Origin of the sequence: Imperialibacter sp. (assembly GCF_040222815.1) — a bacterium.
In the GTDB taxonomy this organism is placed as follows: Bacteria; Bacteroidota; Bacteroidia; order Cytophagales; family Cyclobacteriaceae; genus Imperialibacter.
The window spans coordinates 38,480-54,484 of sequence record NZ_JAVKCH010000005.1; the positions used below are offsets into that span (position 1 = coordinate 38,480).

The following is a 16,005-nucleotide window of genomic DNA, read 5'->3' on the forward strand; positions in this document are numbered from 1 at the left end:
AGAAATGCAACCTCTTCATACTTCGAAGCATCTTGCGAATAATCATACCAAGGAAAATGACTAAAAAAACACTTCAGGAACCCATAATAAATATCAAATATAAACTGTCAGCTTTATGGACATCCGTAATGTTCTGCTATGTGTATGGTGATTATTTTGAACTATATGTACCTGACAAAGTAGATGGGCTTCTTAACGGTGAAAACATATTAGATAACCCCATGAAATTACTTGTTGCATCTATTGTGCTGGCCATTCCTGCATTAATGATTTGCATGTCCATTTTACTTAAAGCTCCTTTCAACAGAGCACTCAACATCATTTTTGGCACTTTATTCACACTAATGATGCTATTGATAGCAATAAATTCAATCACTCCCTGGTATAGTTTTTATGTTTTTCTAGCTATTACTGAAAGCATAATTACTATTCTAATTGTCTTTTATGCCTGGAAGTGGCCTAGAGTGGAAGAGTCATAGATAGCAAATAACAAACGATATAGTACCATGCCTCTTCTGCGTTATTTGATGACGAAAAGTAAAACCGATACCTTAGTAGAAATTTAACAAGTCCAGAGATACATGCCATATCTGGACATTGAGCTTCATAAAATCGAATCGATAGGTCACTACAAGAAAAAGTACTACTAACATAAGCGTGCTTACCGGGAATGACTTTATCGGAAACCCTGCTTTGAATGATGCAGGCCTCCAAAATATACGCTGACTGAACCAATACTTATGCCAAACCTCCGAGACACTACTTATCTGAACCAACGTTTACTGCTCATCTTTTCGCTCACGATTTATCTTCTAGCCGGATGCTCTCCCAACCAGCAGGAACAAGCACCAGCCTCTGAACAAACAACCGATGCAGAAACGAGCCGCAAAGCCGACGGGTATAAAGGCATCTGGTTTACCCTCGGTCAGATGTACGAATATGGAGATAAATATTCCGGCGGGCTAGGCACCTATACGGCCAAACATATTCCGCTTTCCATCTACGCCCCTGAGGTGAACAAAACATTCTTCGTGTACGGTGGCACCACCGATGAACAGGATCGATACCTGCTCTGCATGATTGGAAGTTATGACCATGCAACCAACACGCTAACCAAACCAACCGTGGTACACGACAAAGAAGGAGTGGACGATCCCCACGACAACCCCAGTCTTTCCATCGATACAGAGGGATACCTTTGGGTATTTGTGAGTGGCCGGGGCACCAAGAGACCCGGATTTAAATACAAGAGCCGCGAACCATACAGCATTGATGCATTTGAGCAGATTTCTGAGGAAGAGATGACCTACCCTCAGCCATCATACATTCCTGGTAAAGGATTTCTGCATTTGTTCACCAAATACAGCGGCGTACGGGAGCTGTATTACGAAAGTAGTCCGGATGGCCTTAGCTGGACAGAAGATCGTAAGCTTTCCGGTATCCGTGAAGGGGATGACGAAAAAGGAGGTCATTACCAGATGAGCAACCGGCTGGGCGATAAGGTGGTCACCTTTTTCAACTGGCACCCCAACGGAGATGTAGACCAACGCACCAATCTTTACTATCTGCAAACCACCGATCTGGGAGAAACCTGGACCACCATTGATGGAACCCAGACATCTCTTCCTCTCACTCAGGTAGACGATGCCGCCCGCATCCGGGATTACTACAGCCAGGGAAAGAATGTGTACCTGAAGGATGTTAATTTTGATGCTGACGGAAATCCGATAGGCTTGTACATTACCAGTGGCGGACACGAACCTGGCCCGTCTAACGATCCCCGGGAGTGGCGAGTGATCCATTGGACCGGAGACCAGTGGGAAGATCATGTCGTGACGACCTCGGATCATAACTACGATATGGGCAGTCTTTTCATTGAGGAGGATGGGTGGACGGTTATTGGCCCGACCGAGAACAGTCCGCAACGCTACGGCGGCGGAGGCGAGGTCGTCATCTGGAAAAGCTCGGATCAGGGACAAAGCTGGAGCCAGGCCACGCAGGTGACTCAGCAAAGTGAGCGCAACCATAATTACATGCGACGCGTGGTAAACGGCAAAGACCCGTTTTTCTACTTCTGGGCCGATGGCAACCCGGATTCGCTCAGCCGATCCGATATGTATTTCGGAGATAGCGAAGGTAACTACTGGCGGCTGCCTTATACGATGGATACTGACGAAGCACAACCAAAGAAAATGAATTAGTCAGGTAAGAAATATGATGTTACCATCGCGCTCTTAAGTATCCGACCAAATTAAAGTATCATTTCTCCAGACGTCACCGCGAGGCTCTGCGAAGCGGTCTGCCGTGGCGTAAGATCGCCTCACATTCGTTCGCGATGACGTATTGATTATGCTTATTTCTGGTCGGGTAAGCACTATGCCGAAAATAATGATAACGTCATTGCGACGAGGCACGAGGAAGCAATCTGCTGCTAATGAGCCGGCGTGGCGCGGGGAGATAGCTTCGTCATTCTTCCTGGCTATGACGCTAAAAATATAAGCTCATTTTGTCACAGTGCTTACTTACCTGACCCTGACCTATTGGTTAAATCTAACTGCTTATCAAAGTATTGAAAGAACGTTTGAATAAAAAGCCTCTCGATACCCTACAAAAGTTAGTTCGGGGGATTTCTTCTTGACCGGGTTGTGGATGATTGTGAGCTTTTAGTTTGTGAACTACCACTGCTAGAAACGGCTGACTGACTTCGCGAATTACCAGATCGACTCACACTGGAGCGAGAAGTGCTACTCGGTGATTTACTTGATCGTGACCCGCTTGATCGCGTTGATGGTACCGCTGAAGGCTGTTTGTTACCAGAGCGTGAAACTGACGATCGTTGGTTCGCTCCACTATCATATTGACGTGAGGTGCGGCTGTTACTGCTTTTATTTACCGATGATCGCTCCGGGCGGGTAGTAGTTCCGTAATTACCCCGCGAAGCTGCGGATCGCTGGTTCGAGCTTGTATTCTGTTTGTTACCAATGCCTGCATCCTGAGCACTACGACTGCGGGAAGTACTCGTAGGAGGTGTTGCTTGGTAATCGGTGCGAGGCGACCGCGTGCGGGGAGTCGTTGATTGTACTGCTGATGAAGATCGCGATGTTCTTCCGTAGGTGGATCGTTGATCCGCACTTCCACGATAACTTTCCGGCGTTGAGGATCTTGGAGCCGTAGTAACGCGGGTTGATGCCCCTCGAGTACCCCGAGATGTGGGTTGGTACATGGTGACTGAACCATTACGTAAGGCGGGTGATCCGGGTCGTCGAGCAGGTCTTACCTGACGTACGGTTACTCGTTGGCGGGTAACGCGCTCAATTTCTCGAACTTGGGGTCCGCTGTAGTAGTGATGCTGATTATTGTATACATAGGTATTGTTAATCACCGTAGTATGATTATACACGCGGGTTACTCGGCGAGATGGCAAACAATAGTCGTAAATTCGGTGGCTCGTAATGTAGCGTTGCGGAACAAATGTCCAGTAACCTCGAGGAATACGGCGTCCGATATTTATCGATACATTGACATTCAATCCGGGAGACAGGGGTGCCCATCCGTAATGGCCACCACCCGAACGCCAGGCGACCCAGGCCGGTCCCCACTCGTAGCCAGGTACCCAGGCCCATCCGTAGTAGTCATCCAAATACCAACGTCCGTAGTGAAAAGGGGCCCATCCCCACGAATAATCGGATACCCAGGTATTACCGTAATCCGTCATAATCCAGTGGCCCCGAGTAACGTATGGATGAAAGCCCGACTGCGCATTGGGAACCCACACCTGGCCGAAACCTGGATTTTGAACCCAACTCCCGTAAGGGGCCAGTTCGTGGTAAAAAACATCAAAAGAGATCGGGCCTTGCGCTTTAGTATCTGAAAGGGGAAGGAATAAAGTAAATGCTATTAACAGAATCCCAGCTATAGTATGTTTATGAAGCGTTTTCATAATGAGGGAATTTTAGATGACACATAGAGAAGTGTTTAACCAAAAAGGGTAAAAACTTACATTTTATTAATATAGTGACCAAAATCATGCCCAGATTAAAAATTATGCAATAACTCGATCAGTGCGCTTGTCTTGTAATCAAGATATATGACTATTTTTCAGCAGGTTATAAAACCTGAAAAAAAAATCAGTCATCATGAGCTTCGCAAAATAAAAGGGGCCCAGAAAAGGCGATAGGTGGTGCTTCTGCCAATCATTCAGCGATAAACCTTACAAGAGAATAATATAAAAATTCAATGATTTATTTGATTTATAGTAAAGAGCCTTTGCTGGGTATGTGGGCAAGAAGGCATGTTATTAGAAGCATTTGCATAGAACGAACCTGTCTGTTTCTGGCTCGCCTGAATGCATGGATTAATTCCAATTCGGCAAATTCTCACGGTCAATATCCTGGACTTAGGAATATCGTTACATACTGAAGGGAGGCTTTCGCTGAACCATTCTGATATTGGTCGGTTTGTATGACTCCCTTAATCACCAATCTGTTTTACCTTTGTAGCTTATGACCTTTACGTTACCCCGCCCATTTGTCTGGTTTTTCGGAATTGCTCTGAGTATCCTTCTTTGCGAGGCATTTATTGTACAAAGCTCCACATTCACAACTTCGCCCCATTGGCTATCCTTGGGCATTACGGCTGACCTGGTGCTGGGCATTCCTCTCCTCTACTATTTCCTGATTGTCCGCAAGCGATCGGTCAACTGGATTACCACGCTATTGGTATTTCTACTGGCGGTTGGGGTTGCTCACTGGATCTTGCCCGATACGCATCAGTATTTTTTAGGCTTCGCCGAGAAAGCAGTTATTGTCACCGAGTCGGTGGTGTTACTGTACGGGCTAGGCCGCATTCGTAAGATCATCGCTGCGTACCGATTTTCAGCCCGTCAAAACCCGGATGTGCTTCAGAATTTGCAGTACGGTTTAGAACAGGTTTTAGGCCAGCATAAAGGGATCGTATTTATCGTAAATGAGGTCGCCATGTTCTATTACGGACTGTTCTTCTGGCGTGCCCGGAAAGAGGTCATGGATCATCAAACGGCATTTACCTACCACCGGGAGTCTGCTTATCCTGCCCTGACAGGCGCTTTGTTGCTGGTAACGGTGGCCGAAACGGTGGGTATTCATCTGCTGTTGAGCCGCTGGAGCGAAGGCGTTGCCCTGGGGTTTACTCTACTGAGTGCCTATTCTTTTCTTTTCCTGTGGGCTGATCTGGTCGCGGTATTGAAACGCCCGATTGTGCTGGAAAAAGATCGCCTGCTTATTCGGATAGGACTGCGATGGCGCGCGACCATTCCTTTGCCCCTTATTGAAGCCATCAAGCCCATTCCAGATAATTATAAAAGTAAATCCACGCTCAATCTGGCCCTGCTGGCCTCCCCAAACTTACTCATCACCTTCAAAGAGCCCGTCGTGATTCAGGGATTGTACGGGATAGAAAAAACAACCACTAGCCTTGCGTTACCGATGGATGACATAAAGGCGTTTGAAAAAGCACTTCTTGAACGTAACCACGAACAATCTTGATAGGAATACGAAACCACGAGGATTATATGCAACAGGCGCTCATGCTGGCGGAACAGGCCTTTGAAGAAGGCGAAATACCGGTCGGAGCCATTGTGGTAGCCAATCAGCGCATCATTGCCAGAGCGTATAACCAAACCGAGCGGCTGAACGACCCTACGGCCCATGCCGAAATGCTGGCACTCACCGCGGCCTTTGACTTCTTAGGCGCCAAGTATTTGCCGGATTGTACGCTTTACGTTACACTGGAACCCTGCGTGATGTGTGCCGGGGCTATTCACTGGGCACAGTTGGGCGGTCTGGTCTACGGAGCTTCCGATGAAAATAAAGGCTATACTCAGTACCACGAAAGCATCCCGCATAAGAAAACATTCGTCACGTCGGGAATATTAGCACTAGAGAGCCGTCAGCTAATCCAGTCTTTTTTCACGAAGATGCGAAAGTAATGCCATTACGCACCGTAGGTTTCTGGATAGTGTGGCTGATGGGTTGGCATTCCCTCTATGCACAAACTGCTGACACCACATCCATACAGGATTCTACCCGCAACCGGATTTACGGATTACCCGTGGCATTTTATACCCCGGAAACCAAACTGGCCTTTGGGGTTGCGGGGGTGTATGCCTTCCGCATTGCCAACGATACGGCTGATTCGCAAGTGCAGGCACTGGCCATTTATACACTTAACAAGCAGTTGCTCTTATACGCTCCGTTTCAGCTTCGCTGGCATCAGAATCAGTATTATAGCTACGGCGAAGTGGGATACTACCGCTACGTGTACCAGTTCTACGGCATTGGCAATCCGGCCCCTTTGGAAGCTTTAGAGTTTTATGAAGTGAATTTCCCCCGCATCCGGCTAAACCTGCTCCGGCGGGTACGCCCCAATCTGTATGCCGGACTTCGTTACTGGTTTGAAAGTTACAAGATTGTGAAAACTGACCCCGATGGTCGGCTGGCCAATGAGGCTATTACCGGCAACCGGGGCGGCCTTACCTCCAGTCCTGGTCTGGTACTCATTTATGATTCCCGCAACAACATATTCTTTCCCGGTAGCGGTTGGTACATAGAGACACTCGTGCAACATGATAACCGCTGGACCGGCAGCGACTTTCGCTACACTACTGTTTCCGTAGATGCCAGCACCTACTTCACTACTCCCTGGAAGCACGTGGTCGCGCTCAATGGCTATGCCGTGATGCAACAGGGCGAGCCGCCTTTTCATTTGCTGGCCATGCTGGGAGGCAGCAAAAAGCTACGCGGCTATTTTGAAGGACGCTTCCGGGATAAGAACCTGATGTTGTTGCAGGCGGCCTACCGGGCTCCTTTATTCTGGCGCATTGGCGCCGTCGCTTTTGTGGGTTACGGTGGAGTGGCTCCGCAGATTCAGGCCTTTTCGCTGGATAATTTTAAGCTGGCCGGAGGGGCCGGTCTACGCTTTGTGCTGGATCAGGAAAAGAAGATCAACATCCGGATCGACGCCGGGTTTGGGAAGGGAACCAGTGGCTATTACCTCACCATCGGAGAAGCTTTTTAATGAGTGATGAGTGATGAGTGATGAGTGAGAATAATCGGTTAAAATAATGAAGAAAGAGATTCTTAAAAAAATAGAGGTTTTAGAATCTGGTAAGTTAATTTTGATATTAGAAAACAAAGGTCAAAGTTATTACCAGTTTGTTTATCGTGAAGCTGCAGGGGTTTACTGGAACCCATCTTTAAACGGCTTTATTTCTACCGAACCAAAAGACTGCTCTTATTCAAAATGGTTTTCTCATATAGTAGAAGTAGTAAATAAAACAGGAATCCAGTTGGCATTATCTGACAACACAGAATGGATAGGATTAGACAGCTCGGATAAAGAAATAATTCTAACCGAATATTCTGATCAATCCTGAATTTTATCGCCTTAGATTTTTCCTTCAGATGGAATTAAATATACCTTGAAGTTCAGACGGATGTAGCCCTTCTGACCGCAAAAACAGTTCTAATATTTCGATGTCCGGAGATCCAACACGGAACAAAATCTTCTCTAACCCATTAGAATAAGAGACTCTTTTACTTATTTCGGGTTTTCATGTATGAACAAGCGCAAATTTTATTAGATGTAACCATCGCTCTTATTCTGGGAGGGATTCTGGGGCTAGAACGAGAATGGAAACAGAAACCGGCCGGATTCCGAACCAATATGATCATTTCCGGTTCGGCTGCATTATTGGTTTCTTTGGGGCGAATAGTGATCATAGATTTCAATCAGCTCATCCAAACGGAAGGACTTGGTGTTGATCCGATTCGTATGGTTCATGCCGTTGTAGTAGGTGTCAGCTTTATTGGCGCAGGAACTATTTTAAAGAGCTCCTCAAGTCAGGTTGTGCGATATCTAACCACCGCAGCAACTATTTTAATGGCTGCCGGAATCGGAATTAGTATAGCGCTTAAGCAATATTGGCTAGGGGTTGGAACTACCTTTATTCTTGTCATCGTAAATTATCTTTTCGGCTACCTTAACAAGCTTATCAGTAAAAAGTCAGATTATGATTCTGAGTATAAGAAAGAGAATTTTAATTAATTCTGAGTTTGCTTTAAGAAAAAAACTTAGAGATTGGTTCCGACGCAGAGCGTCGGAACCAGGCAAAAGGCGCTTCTAAGCGCCTTAATCATTTAAATAATCATTCATTGCCCTAGAAAACCCCATCAGGCTGGTTATCTGTCAGATGATAAAGGAATTAAACACACCCCTAAATCCCCTCTCAAGAGGGGACTTTAATTTCTAATAATAAAGTGGGTTAAGAATATAATATTGCTGAGAGTATCTACCCTTCTCTCAACCCCCTCCGGTGGAGGGGAAGCTCGTTGCTCAGATACTGAATCAAACCAACGAGTTTCTCCTCTTGGGAGGAGAACAAGAGGAGGGTTAGCTATGGCGATAATCCTAATTTTAGGAATTCTCTACTACAGCTCCCGTTTCTTTGGTTAAATAAAAAAAGGCGCCCAGAAAGCGCCTTTTGTATAATGATTTAGAATTTGTTAGAGCTCTGGTTAATTCTCAATCTTCCCGCCTTTGCTTTCAAATTCCTGAATGATGTTTTCGTATTCTCCATCCCAAACTGCTTGCAAACGCTTGAATTGTGCATCCACTTTTCCAGCCAGATCTTCATACACTGCATATTGCTGTTTAGTTGGTCTGCCGTAACCGGTTGCTACAGTGCTGGCCAGTGCAGCAAGCTTGTTATTCAGCTTGATCTCAAAGTTCAATACATCCTGAGTTGCTTCGGCTTTGGTTTGCATTAGTTCATTTTCAACTTCTGACATTGCTTCCAGCATCGTTTTCGCTTTTTCCTGAAGCTCTTTGTTGTCTTTTGCTTCAGCCATCATTTCGTTAATCTCTTTGCGAACCTCACGAATTCTGTTGATGGTTTTATGCGTTGTGTCCAGTTTTGCTTTGATGGTTTTAACCAACTCGAACTGCGCCACGAAATCTTCTTGAGATACATTTTCCAATCTTGGATCTTTAACCACTTCAAAATTACGTTCTGCAACAACCTCATCGCCGATATGCATTTTCACAGTGTACGTACCCGGAATTGCGGAAGGACCTGAAGTATTTCCTGCCCAAAGAATTTGTGTGCCATCAATTCTGGTTACGTCAGGATAATCCAATCCCCAAACAAACTTATTTAGTCCGGGTTGATTTGCTACCACACTTGGTCTGGTTCGATCTTCTTCTTCATAAAAAGTTGAAGATTCTCTTACAGGACGGTCATTATCATCTTTGATGCTGGAATATGTTCTTATGGTATTACCAGCAGGATCGATAATTTCCAGCTTGATCTCTTCTTCGATTTCGTCTTTCAACGTGTAAAAGAAAACAGCTCCTCGTTCAGGATTCTGCCCTACTGTAGAACCCGGTCTGCTGAAGCTGGGGCCTCCGAACAAGTATGTTCTCTCCGGCTGGAAAAGATGGTTTTCTGCTTTAGCGATCTGATCACTCATTTGGTGAAGCACAGGCAGATCATCCAGTATCCAGAACGAACGCCCCTGAGTTGCCACTACGAGATCTTTATCACGTTTATGAACAGCCATATCTGTAACCGGAACAGCCGGAAGATTTAATTGCAGATCTTGCCAGTTTTCGCCCGCATCAAAAGAAATATATACTCCGGTTTCTGTTCCTGCATACAGCAGGCCTTTTTTGTTTGGGTCTTCTCTAACCACACGAGTGAAATCCATTGCAGGAATTCCTTTTGTGATCTTCGTCCAGCTTTTACCATAATTTGTGGTTTTGTAGATCATCGGAGCAAAGTCATTGAACTTATATCGTGTAGCTGCAAAATAAGCTGTTCCCGCATCGTGATGAGAAGCGTCAATGATACTGATCATTGTTTCCGGTAATCCCTTCGGTGTTACATTCTCCCAAGTTTCTCCGTTATCTCTGCTGATATGAATTAATCCGTCATCTGATCCCGCCCAAAAAGTACCTTCCTGAATTGGCGACTCAACAAAAGTAAAGATAGTATTGTAATACTCTACAGAGGTATCATCTTTTGTAATCGGCCCACCTGATTCTTTCTGCTTTTCCTTGTCATTTCTGGTGAGATCGTCACTGATCGTTTCCCAACTCATTCCTTCATCTGTAGAACGATGCACATGTTGCGATGTGGTATAAAGAACATCAGGATTATGAGGAGAGATTATGATCGGGAAAGTCCACTGAAATCTGTACTTAAGCTTTTCAGCGCCTGCTCCCATAGGATTATCAGGCCAAACATCAACGCGATCACTTAATCCTAGTTCTTTGTCATATTTATTGAGATATCCACCATAACTACCCCCGAAAGTAACATTCGGATCTTCCGGATCAGGAGCAATATATCCACTTTCACCACCGGCTACCGGCCACCAATCGCTTTCATCAATTCCAAAGCCATTCGTTCTGTTCTTGATGCCGAACGTGCTGTTATCCTGCTGAGCTCCGTACACCATATATGGAAATTGGTTATCCGTAGTAACCTGATAAATTTGTGCTGTAGCTGAAGTATAATACGAAGACCAACCTTCTCCGCCATTGTACGTTACCTGACCTCCACCATCATCACCTATTATCATTCGTTGGGGATCATTTGGATCGATCCACAGATCATGATGATCGCCATGTGGAGTTCCGATCCTGCTGAACTTACTTCCTCCATCTGTTGATTTCCAGAAACCTACATTAAGAACATATACTCCGTTTTCATTTTTCGGATCTGCAATAACTTTAGAGTAATACCAGGCTCTTTGGCGAAGATTTCTATCAGCACTTATTCTTCTCCAAGTATCTCCACCATTTTCGGAGCGAAACAAACCTCCACCATTTTGATTCTCTATGATTGCCCAAACTCTGTTCGAATTTGCAGGCGAAACAGCGACACCGATCTTTCCAAGTAACCCTTTTGGCATTCCCGGGAATTTTGAAATTTCTTCCCAGGTTTCTCCGCCATCTTTACTTCTGAATAATCCACTTCCTTCTCCACCACTGCTCATTTCCCAAGGATTTCTGTATGCTTCCCAAAGTGCTGCGAATATTATTCTGGGGTTATTCGGATCAACAGCGATGTCCACAGCTCCGGTTTTATTATTTCTAAATAAAACTTTTTTCCAGGTAGCTCCTCCGTCTGTAGATTTGAAAACCCCTCTTTCTTCATTTCCATCCATACCAAAAATCTGTCCCATAGCTGCTACCCAAACGATTTCATCGTTTGAAGGGTGCACTTCTATATCACCAATAAATTGGCTTTCGCCTAAACCGATATGTTTCCAGGTTTTTCCGGCATCGGTAGATTTATACATTCCGTCACCGGCGCTCATATTTCCGCGAATATCGGTTTCGCCCATTCCGGCATAGATTACATTCGGATCTGAAGGTGCCACAGAAATCGCACCTACAGAACCTGTTTTAAAAAAATCATCAGATACATTTATCCAACTGCTTCCCCCATCTGTTGTTTTGAAAACACCTCCGCCAGCAAACCCGGTGTAAAAAGTATATGGTTGTGAAGCATGACCTGATACGGCTACTGAGCGCCCACCCCTGTATGGTCCAATATTTCTATAATTTAAATCTTTAAAGAGTTCTTTTTTATAAGTAGGAGATTCCGTTTCCTCACCATGCCCGAAAACCTGAGCTGAAGAGATATCAGCCACAAAAAACGAAACAATTAAACAAGTGAATACGGAATAGAATAGCTTTCTTGCCTTCATAGTAGTACCGAAGTTAGTTTAGTTAGTTATACAGAATTGAATAACTGAATGTATTGGTACAGAAGCAAGGAATGGGTAAAAAGTTGTGAAGCTAACTCATTTTTTAGTTGATCTCACTCTTATGAGATTACATTTATTAATAGCTTTACGAACTGTTGAAAGTTACAAAAAAGAGACAACCAAGGATGGTTCCTTTTTTGGACGGACTATCCGAATACAAATCGGAAAGTTATTGTTCCCCATTGTGCTTGTTGAGGTACTCCACTTGGAAGTTTTGAAAATTTCCAACTTCTTAATGTCCGCTGCACTTCCTTTTCTAACTCGGGATTCATTTTCTTCAATGGAATAATCAACCCTACCGAACCATCAGGTTTTACCTGAAATTTTACGGAAATAACCCCTTCTGTGTTTGCAGTATTTTCGGGTAAAGGTTGAACCATCGGGTCTCTTTCGATATTCCCATCCCATTTTAGTTCGTAAGGAGCAGACTTCTCATCATCAACTCCTGTGCCGGCATCAGCATTTGTTTCTCCGGTATTACCTTTAATATCTCCACTTTCTTTTGCGCCGTCACTAACTTCCAGATCTTCTTTTGCCTGCGGAGGAATCTCAATTTCTTCTTTTACTTCTTCCGCCGTCTCTTTGGTGGGGTCTACAACATCCGTCTTAGGTGTTTCGACCTTTTCGTCTTTTACTTCTTCAACCTCATCTGGAAGATCTACAGGTTTGGTAATTTCTTCTGTCGGATTGGTGGGCTGTTCTTCCGGAATCGGGGTTTCTTCAACGGGTTCCTCGGTTTTAACTTCGGAAGGATTTGGTCGAGTAGCTACTTCATCTTCCTTAACTTCAGAAAACTCTGCTAATGTTCCTGATCTAAACTCACCGAACTCTACTTCAATAAAAGAAGGTCGGAAGTTTTGGTTCATATCCAGTGTATACCACAGAGAAAACAAAACCATAATAATGCTCACACTCAACGTTACCGTAAGTGCAACACTATCATCTTGTGTGAATTTAGTTTTCTTCATCCTGATTAATTTATAATGAACTTTGTTCCGTAGCCATGACCAATTTTAAATTCAAGGCCTTACCAATATTCATAACTCTCACCGCATCATCTACTTTTGCGTCCTTATCGGCACGTAATATAATCGTTTGACTCTGCTTATTATTGCGTGCTGCCCTGATCTGAAGAGCTAGTGAACCTCGTGCCGTTAAGTCTCCATCCACATAAAACTCGCCTTCCTTAGTAATTGCTACTGAGATAAACTCATTCTGAGTAGTTGATCCGGACTCTGCTTTTGGAATGTTTACCTTAATCCCAAAATTTGTAACGAATGAAGAGGTCAGCAAAAAGAAGATCAACAACAGCAATACTATATCTGTCAATGAAGATTGAGAGAATAGCGATAACGGGGTTAACCTTTTATCTCCTCGTCTAAAATCGCGTGCCATAATTATGCCTGCTTTTTAGGTGCCGGTGATTGAAGTAAGTCCATAAAATCTGCAGATGCATTTTCAAGCTCAAAAATAGACCTGTTGATCTTACCTAGTAAAAAGTTATAGAACCCGAATGCTATCAGACCAACAATCAATCCTGCTGCGGTGGTAATAAGAGCTTCCCAGATACCTCCGGCTAATTCGCTTGGGTTAACATTTCCCTGAAGGGATTGAATATCCATGAAAGCCTCGATCATACCAGTTACCGTTCCCGTAAAACCTAGTAATGGTGCAACACCCGCAATGGTTGCTAACCAATTCATTCTTTTTTCAAGAAAGAATATTTCTTTTTTTCCGGCATTGTCAATGGCATCTTCGATATCTCGAATCGGGCGACCTAAACGTTTGATTCCGGCTTTAATAATTCTTGCCAACGGTTTGTCATGATCATCACAGTAAGCCATAGCATCCGATTGTTTCCCGGACTTCAACAAACCTTCAACTGAACTTAAAAATCTCTCTGTATCCGTATGTGATCGGTTTAAAGCTCGCCAACGTTCTACAATTACGTACATAGAAAGCATAAAAAGCACGAAGATCGGGATCATTAAAACCCCTCCCTCAATTAAAAGATCGAATAATGTAATTGTTTCGCCTTCGAGTGCCATTGCTAACGAATCAGCAACTGCCGTTGAATCTTGAAATAGTAAAAGAAGGGTGTTCATGTAAATGAAATGTTTAAATTTTTGTGATGATATAATTTCCAAGTATTTCAGAATCAACCTTTTCAGCAGCAATAGCTGCATCTGCCAGTGACTCAAATTGTCCGATGCTTACTCTGTATAATACACCGAATTCCTGTGACGGATTTTCTTTAATAATAACCCGAAAGCCATCTTTAGATAATTTTTCAAACTGAGCGTCTGCTCCGGACTTCCGGCTTAAAGTATATAGTACAATCGTATAGCCATTGTTCCCGGCTTCGGTTGCAGTTCCTTTTAAGCCATATACTTCGGCTTGTTCCTGAATATTTACCGGAGAAATAATACCTCCATCGCCAGGAGCTTTTTCATCAGCAACCAGTGGAGCTATATCATTTTCCTGGTCTTGAGTTGTTACATCGTCAGTAGCTTCAGATTCGGATTCAGAAATATTTCCGGTATTTTCTTCGGCTTCATCAGGAGTATTTTCGCTGTTCGCTTCAATCTCAGGCACATCTCTTATCGGCTCCTCCTCTTCTGACTGTGAAGTTTGCGGTGGCGTGCTTTCCGGCTGTGTTACCGGCAGAGTGTTCTGCGCTACTTGTGTTGAAGCTGACGATGGCGTAATTCCTTCAATATTAACAACACCAAAATACGCTAATAGATATCCGGTTCCTCCCAACAAAACCAGAGCAAGAATCATATATAAAAACACCGGTGAACTTTTTTTTCTGTCTCTGGGACTCTTCGGTGTCCTGCTTTTTTTCTCGGTCTTCTCTTCTTGTTCTTCCTTTTGATCCTCATCAACTTCCATTTTAGAAGCTTTTCCTGAAGACACATTCGTTACTACAGGTACAAAATCTTCATCATCATCTTCTTCTATAAGCTCATCAAATGGATCGTCGAAGTCTTCGTCAGAACTATCATCTTCCAACGCAGAGAAATCTATTTCCTCATCTTTTTCTTCTTTAGTCTCATCTTCTTCTTGCTGAAGTCCTTCATCTGTTTCAGACAATTCCTCTTCAGCAGTGATTTCTTCTTCTGTTGCAAAAATGTCGTCTTCATCAATTAATTCGGGTTCATCTGCAGTATCACCCAACAAACCTGAAAAAGCACCCTCCTGTTCTTCCTCTTTATGTGCATCTATGCCCCATTTTTCAGGCCCCGGTGCAGACTCCTCTTCCGGTTCAGGCTCTTCTTCTGTTTCTGTTTCTTCTTCAGTTTCGTCTGAACCAAATATGTCTTTAAGCGTATCTTCTAAAGCCTCTTCCGGTTCTTCTTCTTTATCTGTTTCTTCCGAAGTTATTTCTTCAGTGTCTTCACTTTCTATCTCTTCTTCAACAACAGCTTCAATCTCCTCTTCACTGAGGTCTCCTTTTTCCGTCTGCTCCTGACCTGCTTTTTCATGCTCTTCTGCTTCATTGAACAACTCAGCAAACGGATCTTCGTACTCTTCAGTTTCTCCACCGTCAAGAATTCCCTGAATAGGATTTTCTTCTTCCTCTTCAGGCGCCTCAGTTTCTTGCTGTTGTGCTCCTCCGGGAAGTTCAATAGGCTCCATACCTACATACTTATAATTGACCTCCGTTTCCAGCTCATCAGAAGGGATAAACAGTATATTTGATCCTAATTTGCTGAAAATCCCAAACCCTTCCACTTCATATCCTTCCCCTTCATCAAAAGAAGCTTTCATCTCATTTATAAGCTCTTCCAGGTACTTCTCAACTTTCTCTTTTTCTATTCCCGAATTATCAGCAAGCAGGGCAATAAATTTTTCATTATCTATCAGCATTGTTATTCCCCCATATCAGCTTTGAATTCAATACTGTCTTTTGGAGGAAGCATAACGAGCTTTCCATCTCCCTTTCTTTCCTGTTGCTGGCTTGTGTGTTCTGCTTTAAAAGTACCTAGACCTTTTATTTCGACAGAATTCTTCATGATGATCTGATCACGAATCGTTAACCCAAATACTTTTAAAAAATCGTTCGTCATAGCTTATAAAGTTACTTTAATACCTCCGAAAATTTGAAAAGGTCGCTCTTCATAACCTTGCCAAACCTCATAGTTTTGTCCCAGAATATTCAACACTTTCAAATAAACGCCAAATTTTT

At 43.8% G+C, this 16,005-nt stretch carries 14 protein-coding genes; 7 read left to right on the top strand and 7 right to left on the bottom strand.

Annotated features, from left to right (window positions below; all coding sequences use genetic code 11):
- The first annotated feature begins 56 nt into the window (after positions 1–56).
- Positions 57–479 (top strand): DUF6326 family protein, encoded by a 423-nt coding sequence (locus RIF36_RS01580; RefSeq protein WP_350149285.1) that lies wholly within the window; start codon positions 57–59, stop codon positions 477–479.
- 261 nt (positions 480–740) lie between these two features.
- Positions 741–2,201 (top strand): BNR-4 repeat-containing protein, encoded by a 1,461-nt coding sequence (locus tag RIF36_RS01585; protein WP_350149286.1) that lies wholly within the window; start codon positions 741–743, stop codon positions 2,199–2,201.
- Between the two features lie 413 nt (positions 2,202–2,614).
- On the opposite strand, the gene RIF36_RS01590 is transcribed toward RIF36_RS01585, so the two are convergent.
- On the bottom strand, positions 2,615–3,940 hold the full coding sequence (locus RIF36_RS01590) for a DUF6600 domain-containing protein (RefSeq protein ID WP_350149287.1): 1,326 nt from the start codon (positions 3,938–3,940) through the stop codon (positions 2,615–2,617).
- A 562-nt stretch (positions 3,941–4,502) separates the two neighbouring features.
- Between RIF36_RS01590 and RIF36_RS01595 the strand changes: the two genes are divergently transcribed.
- From RIF36_RS01595 to RIF36_RS01615, 5 genes are all read left to right on the top strand, one after another.
- Positions 4,503–5,522, top strand: a complete 1,020-nt coding sequence (locus RIF36_RS01595; RefSeq protein WP_350149288.1) for a hypothetical protein — start codon at positions 4,503–4,505, stop codon at positions 5,520–5,522.
- Complete coding sequence (locus tag RIF36_RS01600) at positions 5,519–5,965, top strand: nucleoside deaminase (RefSeq protein WP_502880833.1); 447 nt, start codon at positions 5,519–5,521, stop codon at positions 5,963–5,965. Before RIF36_RS01595 ends, RIF36_RS01600 begins: the two co-directional genes overlap by 4 nt.
- A complete protein-coding gene (locus tag RIF36_RS01605) occupies positions 5,965–7,053 on the top strand; it encodes a BamA/TamA family outer membrane protein (protein ID WP_350149289.1) in 1,089 nt (362 codons plus the stop codon). Before RIF36_RS01600 ends, RIF36_RS01605 begins: the two co-directional genes overlap by 1 nt.
- 46 nt (positions 7,054–7,099) lie before the next feature.
- Positions 7,100–7,411 carry a hypothetical protein gene (locus RIF36_RS01610; protein ID WP_350149290.1) on the top strand — a complete coding sequence of 104 codons (312 nt, stop codon included), beginning with the start codon at positions 7,100–7,102 and terminating at the stop codon, positions 7,409–7,411.
- A gap of 179 nt (positions 7,412–7,590) precedes the next feature.
- A complete protein-coding gene (locus RIF36_RS01615; RefSeq protein WP_350149291.1) occupies positions 7,591–8,082 on the top strand; it encodes an MgtC/SapB family protein in 492 nt (163 codons plus the stop codon).
- Between the two features lie 470 nt (positions 8,083–8,552).
- Here the strand turns inward: RIF36_RS01615 and RIF36_RS01620 are convergent, their stop codons facing one another.
- The 6 genes from RIF36_RS01620 to RIF36_RS01645 all read right to left on the bottom strand — a co-directional run bounded on the left by RIF36_RS01620 (position 8,553) and on the right by RIF36_RS01645 (position 15,886).
- Positions 8,553–11,753 carry a VPS10 domain-containing protein gene (locus RIF36_RS01620; RefSeq protein ID WP_350149292.1) on the bottom strand — a complete coding sequence of 1,067 codons (3,201 nt, stop codon included), beginning with the start codon at positions 11,751–11,753 and terminating at the stop codon, positions 8,553–8,555.
- A gap of 206 nt (positions 11,754–11,959) precedes the next feature.
- Positions 11,960–12,781 (bottom strand): energy transducer TonB, encoded by an 822-nt coding sequence (locus RIF36_RS01625; protein WP_350149293.1) that lies wholly within the window; start codon positions 12,779–12,781, stop codon positions 11,960–11,962.
- 10 nt (positions 12,782–12,791) lie between these two features.
- Positions 12,792–13,208: an ExbD/TolR family protein gene (locus RIF36_RS01630; RefSeq protein WP_350149294.1), complete on the bottom strand. Its 417-nt coding sequence runs from the start codon at positions 13,206–13,208 to the stop codon at positions 12,792–12,794.
- Positions 13,209–13,210: 2 nt separating this feature from the next.
- Positions 13,211–13,918, bottom strand: coding sequence for a MotA/TolQ/ExbB proton channel family protein (locus RIF36_RS01635; RefSeq protein WP_350149295.1), 708 nt, complete (start codon positions 13,916–13,918; stop codon positions 13,211–13,213).
- A 13-nt stretch (positions 13,919–13,931) separates the two neighbouring features.
- Positions 13,932–15,686 carry an SPOR domain-containing protein gene (locus tag RIF36_RS01640; protein WP_350149296.1) on the bottom strand — a complete coding sequence of 585 codons (1,755 nt, stop codon included), beginning with the start codon at positions 15,684–15,686 and terminating at the stop codon, positions 13,932–13,934.
- Positions 15,687–15,688: 2 nt separating this feature from the next.
- Positions 15,689–15,886, bottom strand: a complete 198-nt coding sequence (locus tag RIF36_RS01645) for an HU family DNA-binding protein (RefSeq protein WP_350149297.1) — start codon at positions 15,884–15,886, stop codon at positions 15,689–15,691.
- Between the last annotated feature and the right edge of the window lie 119 nt (positions 15,887–16,005).

Bases quoted from the DNA above. Each gene is read 5' to 3' on its own strand.
- RIF36_RS01615 (WP_350149291.1), top strand. From the start codon at position 7,591: ATGTATGAACAAGCGCAAATTTTATTAGATGTAACCATCGCTCTTATT.
- RIF36_RS01580 (WP_350149285.1), top strand. From the start codon at position 57: ATGACTAAAAAAACACTTCAGGAACCCATAATAAATATCAAATATAAA.
- RIF36_RS01585 (WP_350149286.1), top strand. From the start codon at position 741: ATGCCAAACCTCCGAGACACTACTTATCTGAACCAACGTTTACTGCTC.
- RIF36_RS01605 (WP_350149289.1), top strand. From the start codon at position 5,965: ATGCCATTACGCACCGTAGGTTTCTGGATAGTGTGGCTGATGGGTTGG.
- RIF36_RS01630 (WP_350149294.1), bottom strand. From the start codon at position 13,208: ATGGCACGCGATTTTAGACGAGGAGATAAAAGGTTAACCCCGTTATCG.
- RIF36_RS01625 (WP_350149293.1), bottom strand. From the start codon at position 12,781: ATGAAGAAAACTAAATTCACACAAGATGATAGTGTTGCACTTACGGTA.
- RIF36_RS01610 (WP_350149290.1), top strand. From the start codon at position 7,100: ATGAAGAAAGAGATTCTTAAAAAAATAGAGGTTTTAGAATCTGGTAAG.
- RIF36_RS01620 (WP_350149292.1), bottom strand. From the start codon at position 11,753: ATGAAGGCAAGAAAGCTATTCTATTCCGTATTCACTTGTTTAATTGTT.
- RIF36_RS01590 (WP_350149287.1), bottom strand. From the start codon at position 3,940: ATGAAAACGCTTCATAAACATACTATAGCTGGGATTCTGTTAATAGCA.
- RIF36_RS01635 (WP_350149295.1), bottom strand. From the start codon at position 13,918: ATGAACACCCTTCTTTTACTATTTCAAGATTCAACGGCAGTTGCTGAT.
- RIF36_RS01645 (WP_350149297.1), bottom strand. From the start codon at position 15,886: ATGACGAACGATTTTTTAAAAGTATTTGGGTTAACGATTCGTGATCAG.
- RIF36_RS01640 (WP_350149296.1), bottom strand. From the start codon at position 15,686: ATGCTGATAGATAATGAAAAATTTATTGCCCTGCTTGCTGATAATTCG.
- RIF36_RS01595 (WP_350149288.1), top strand. From the start codon at position 4,503: ATGACCTTTACGTTACCCCGCCCATTTGTCTGGTTTTTCGGAATTGCT.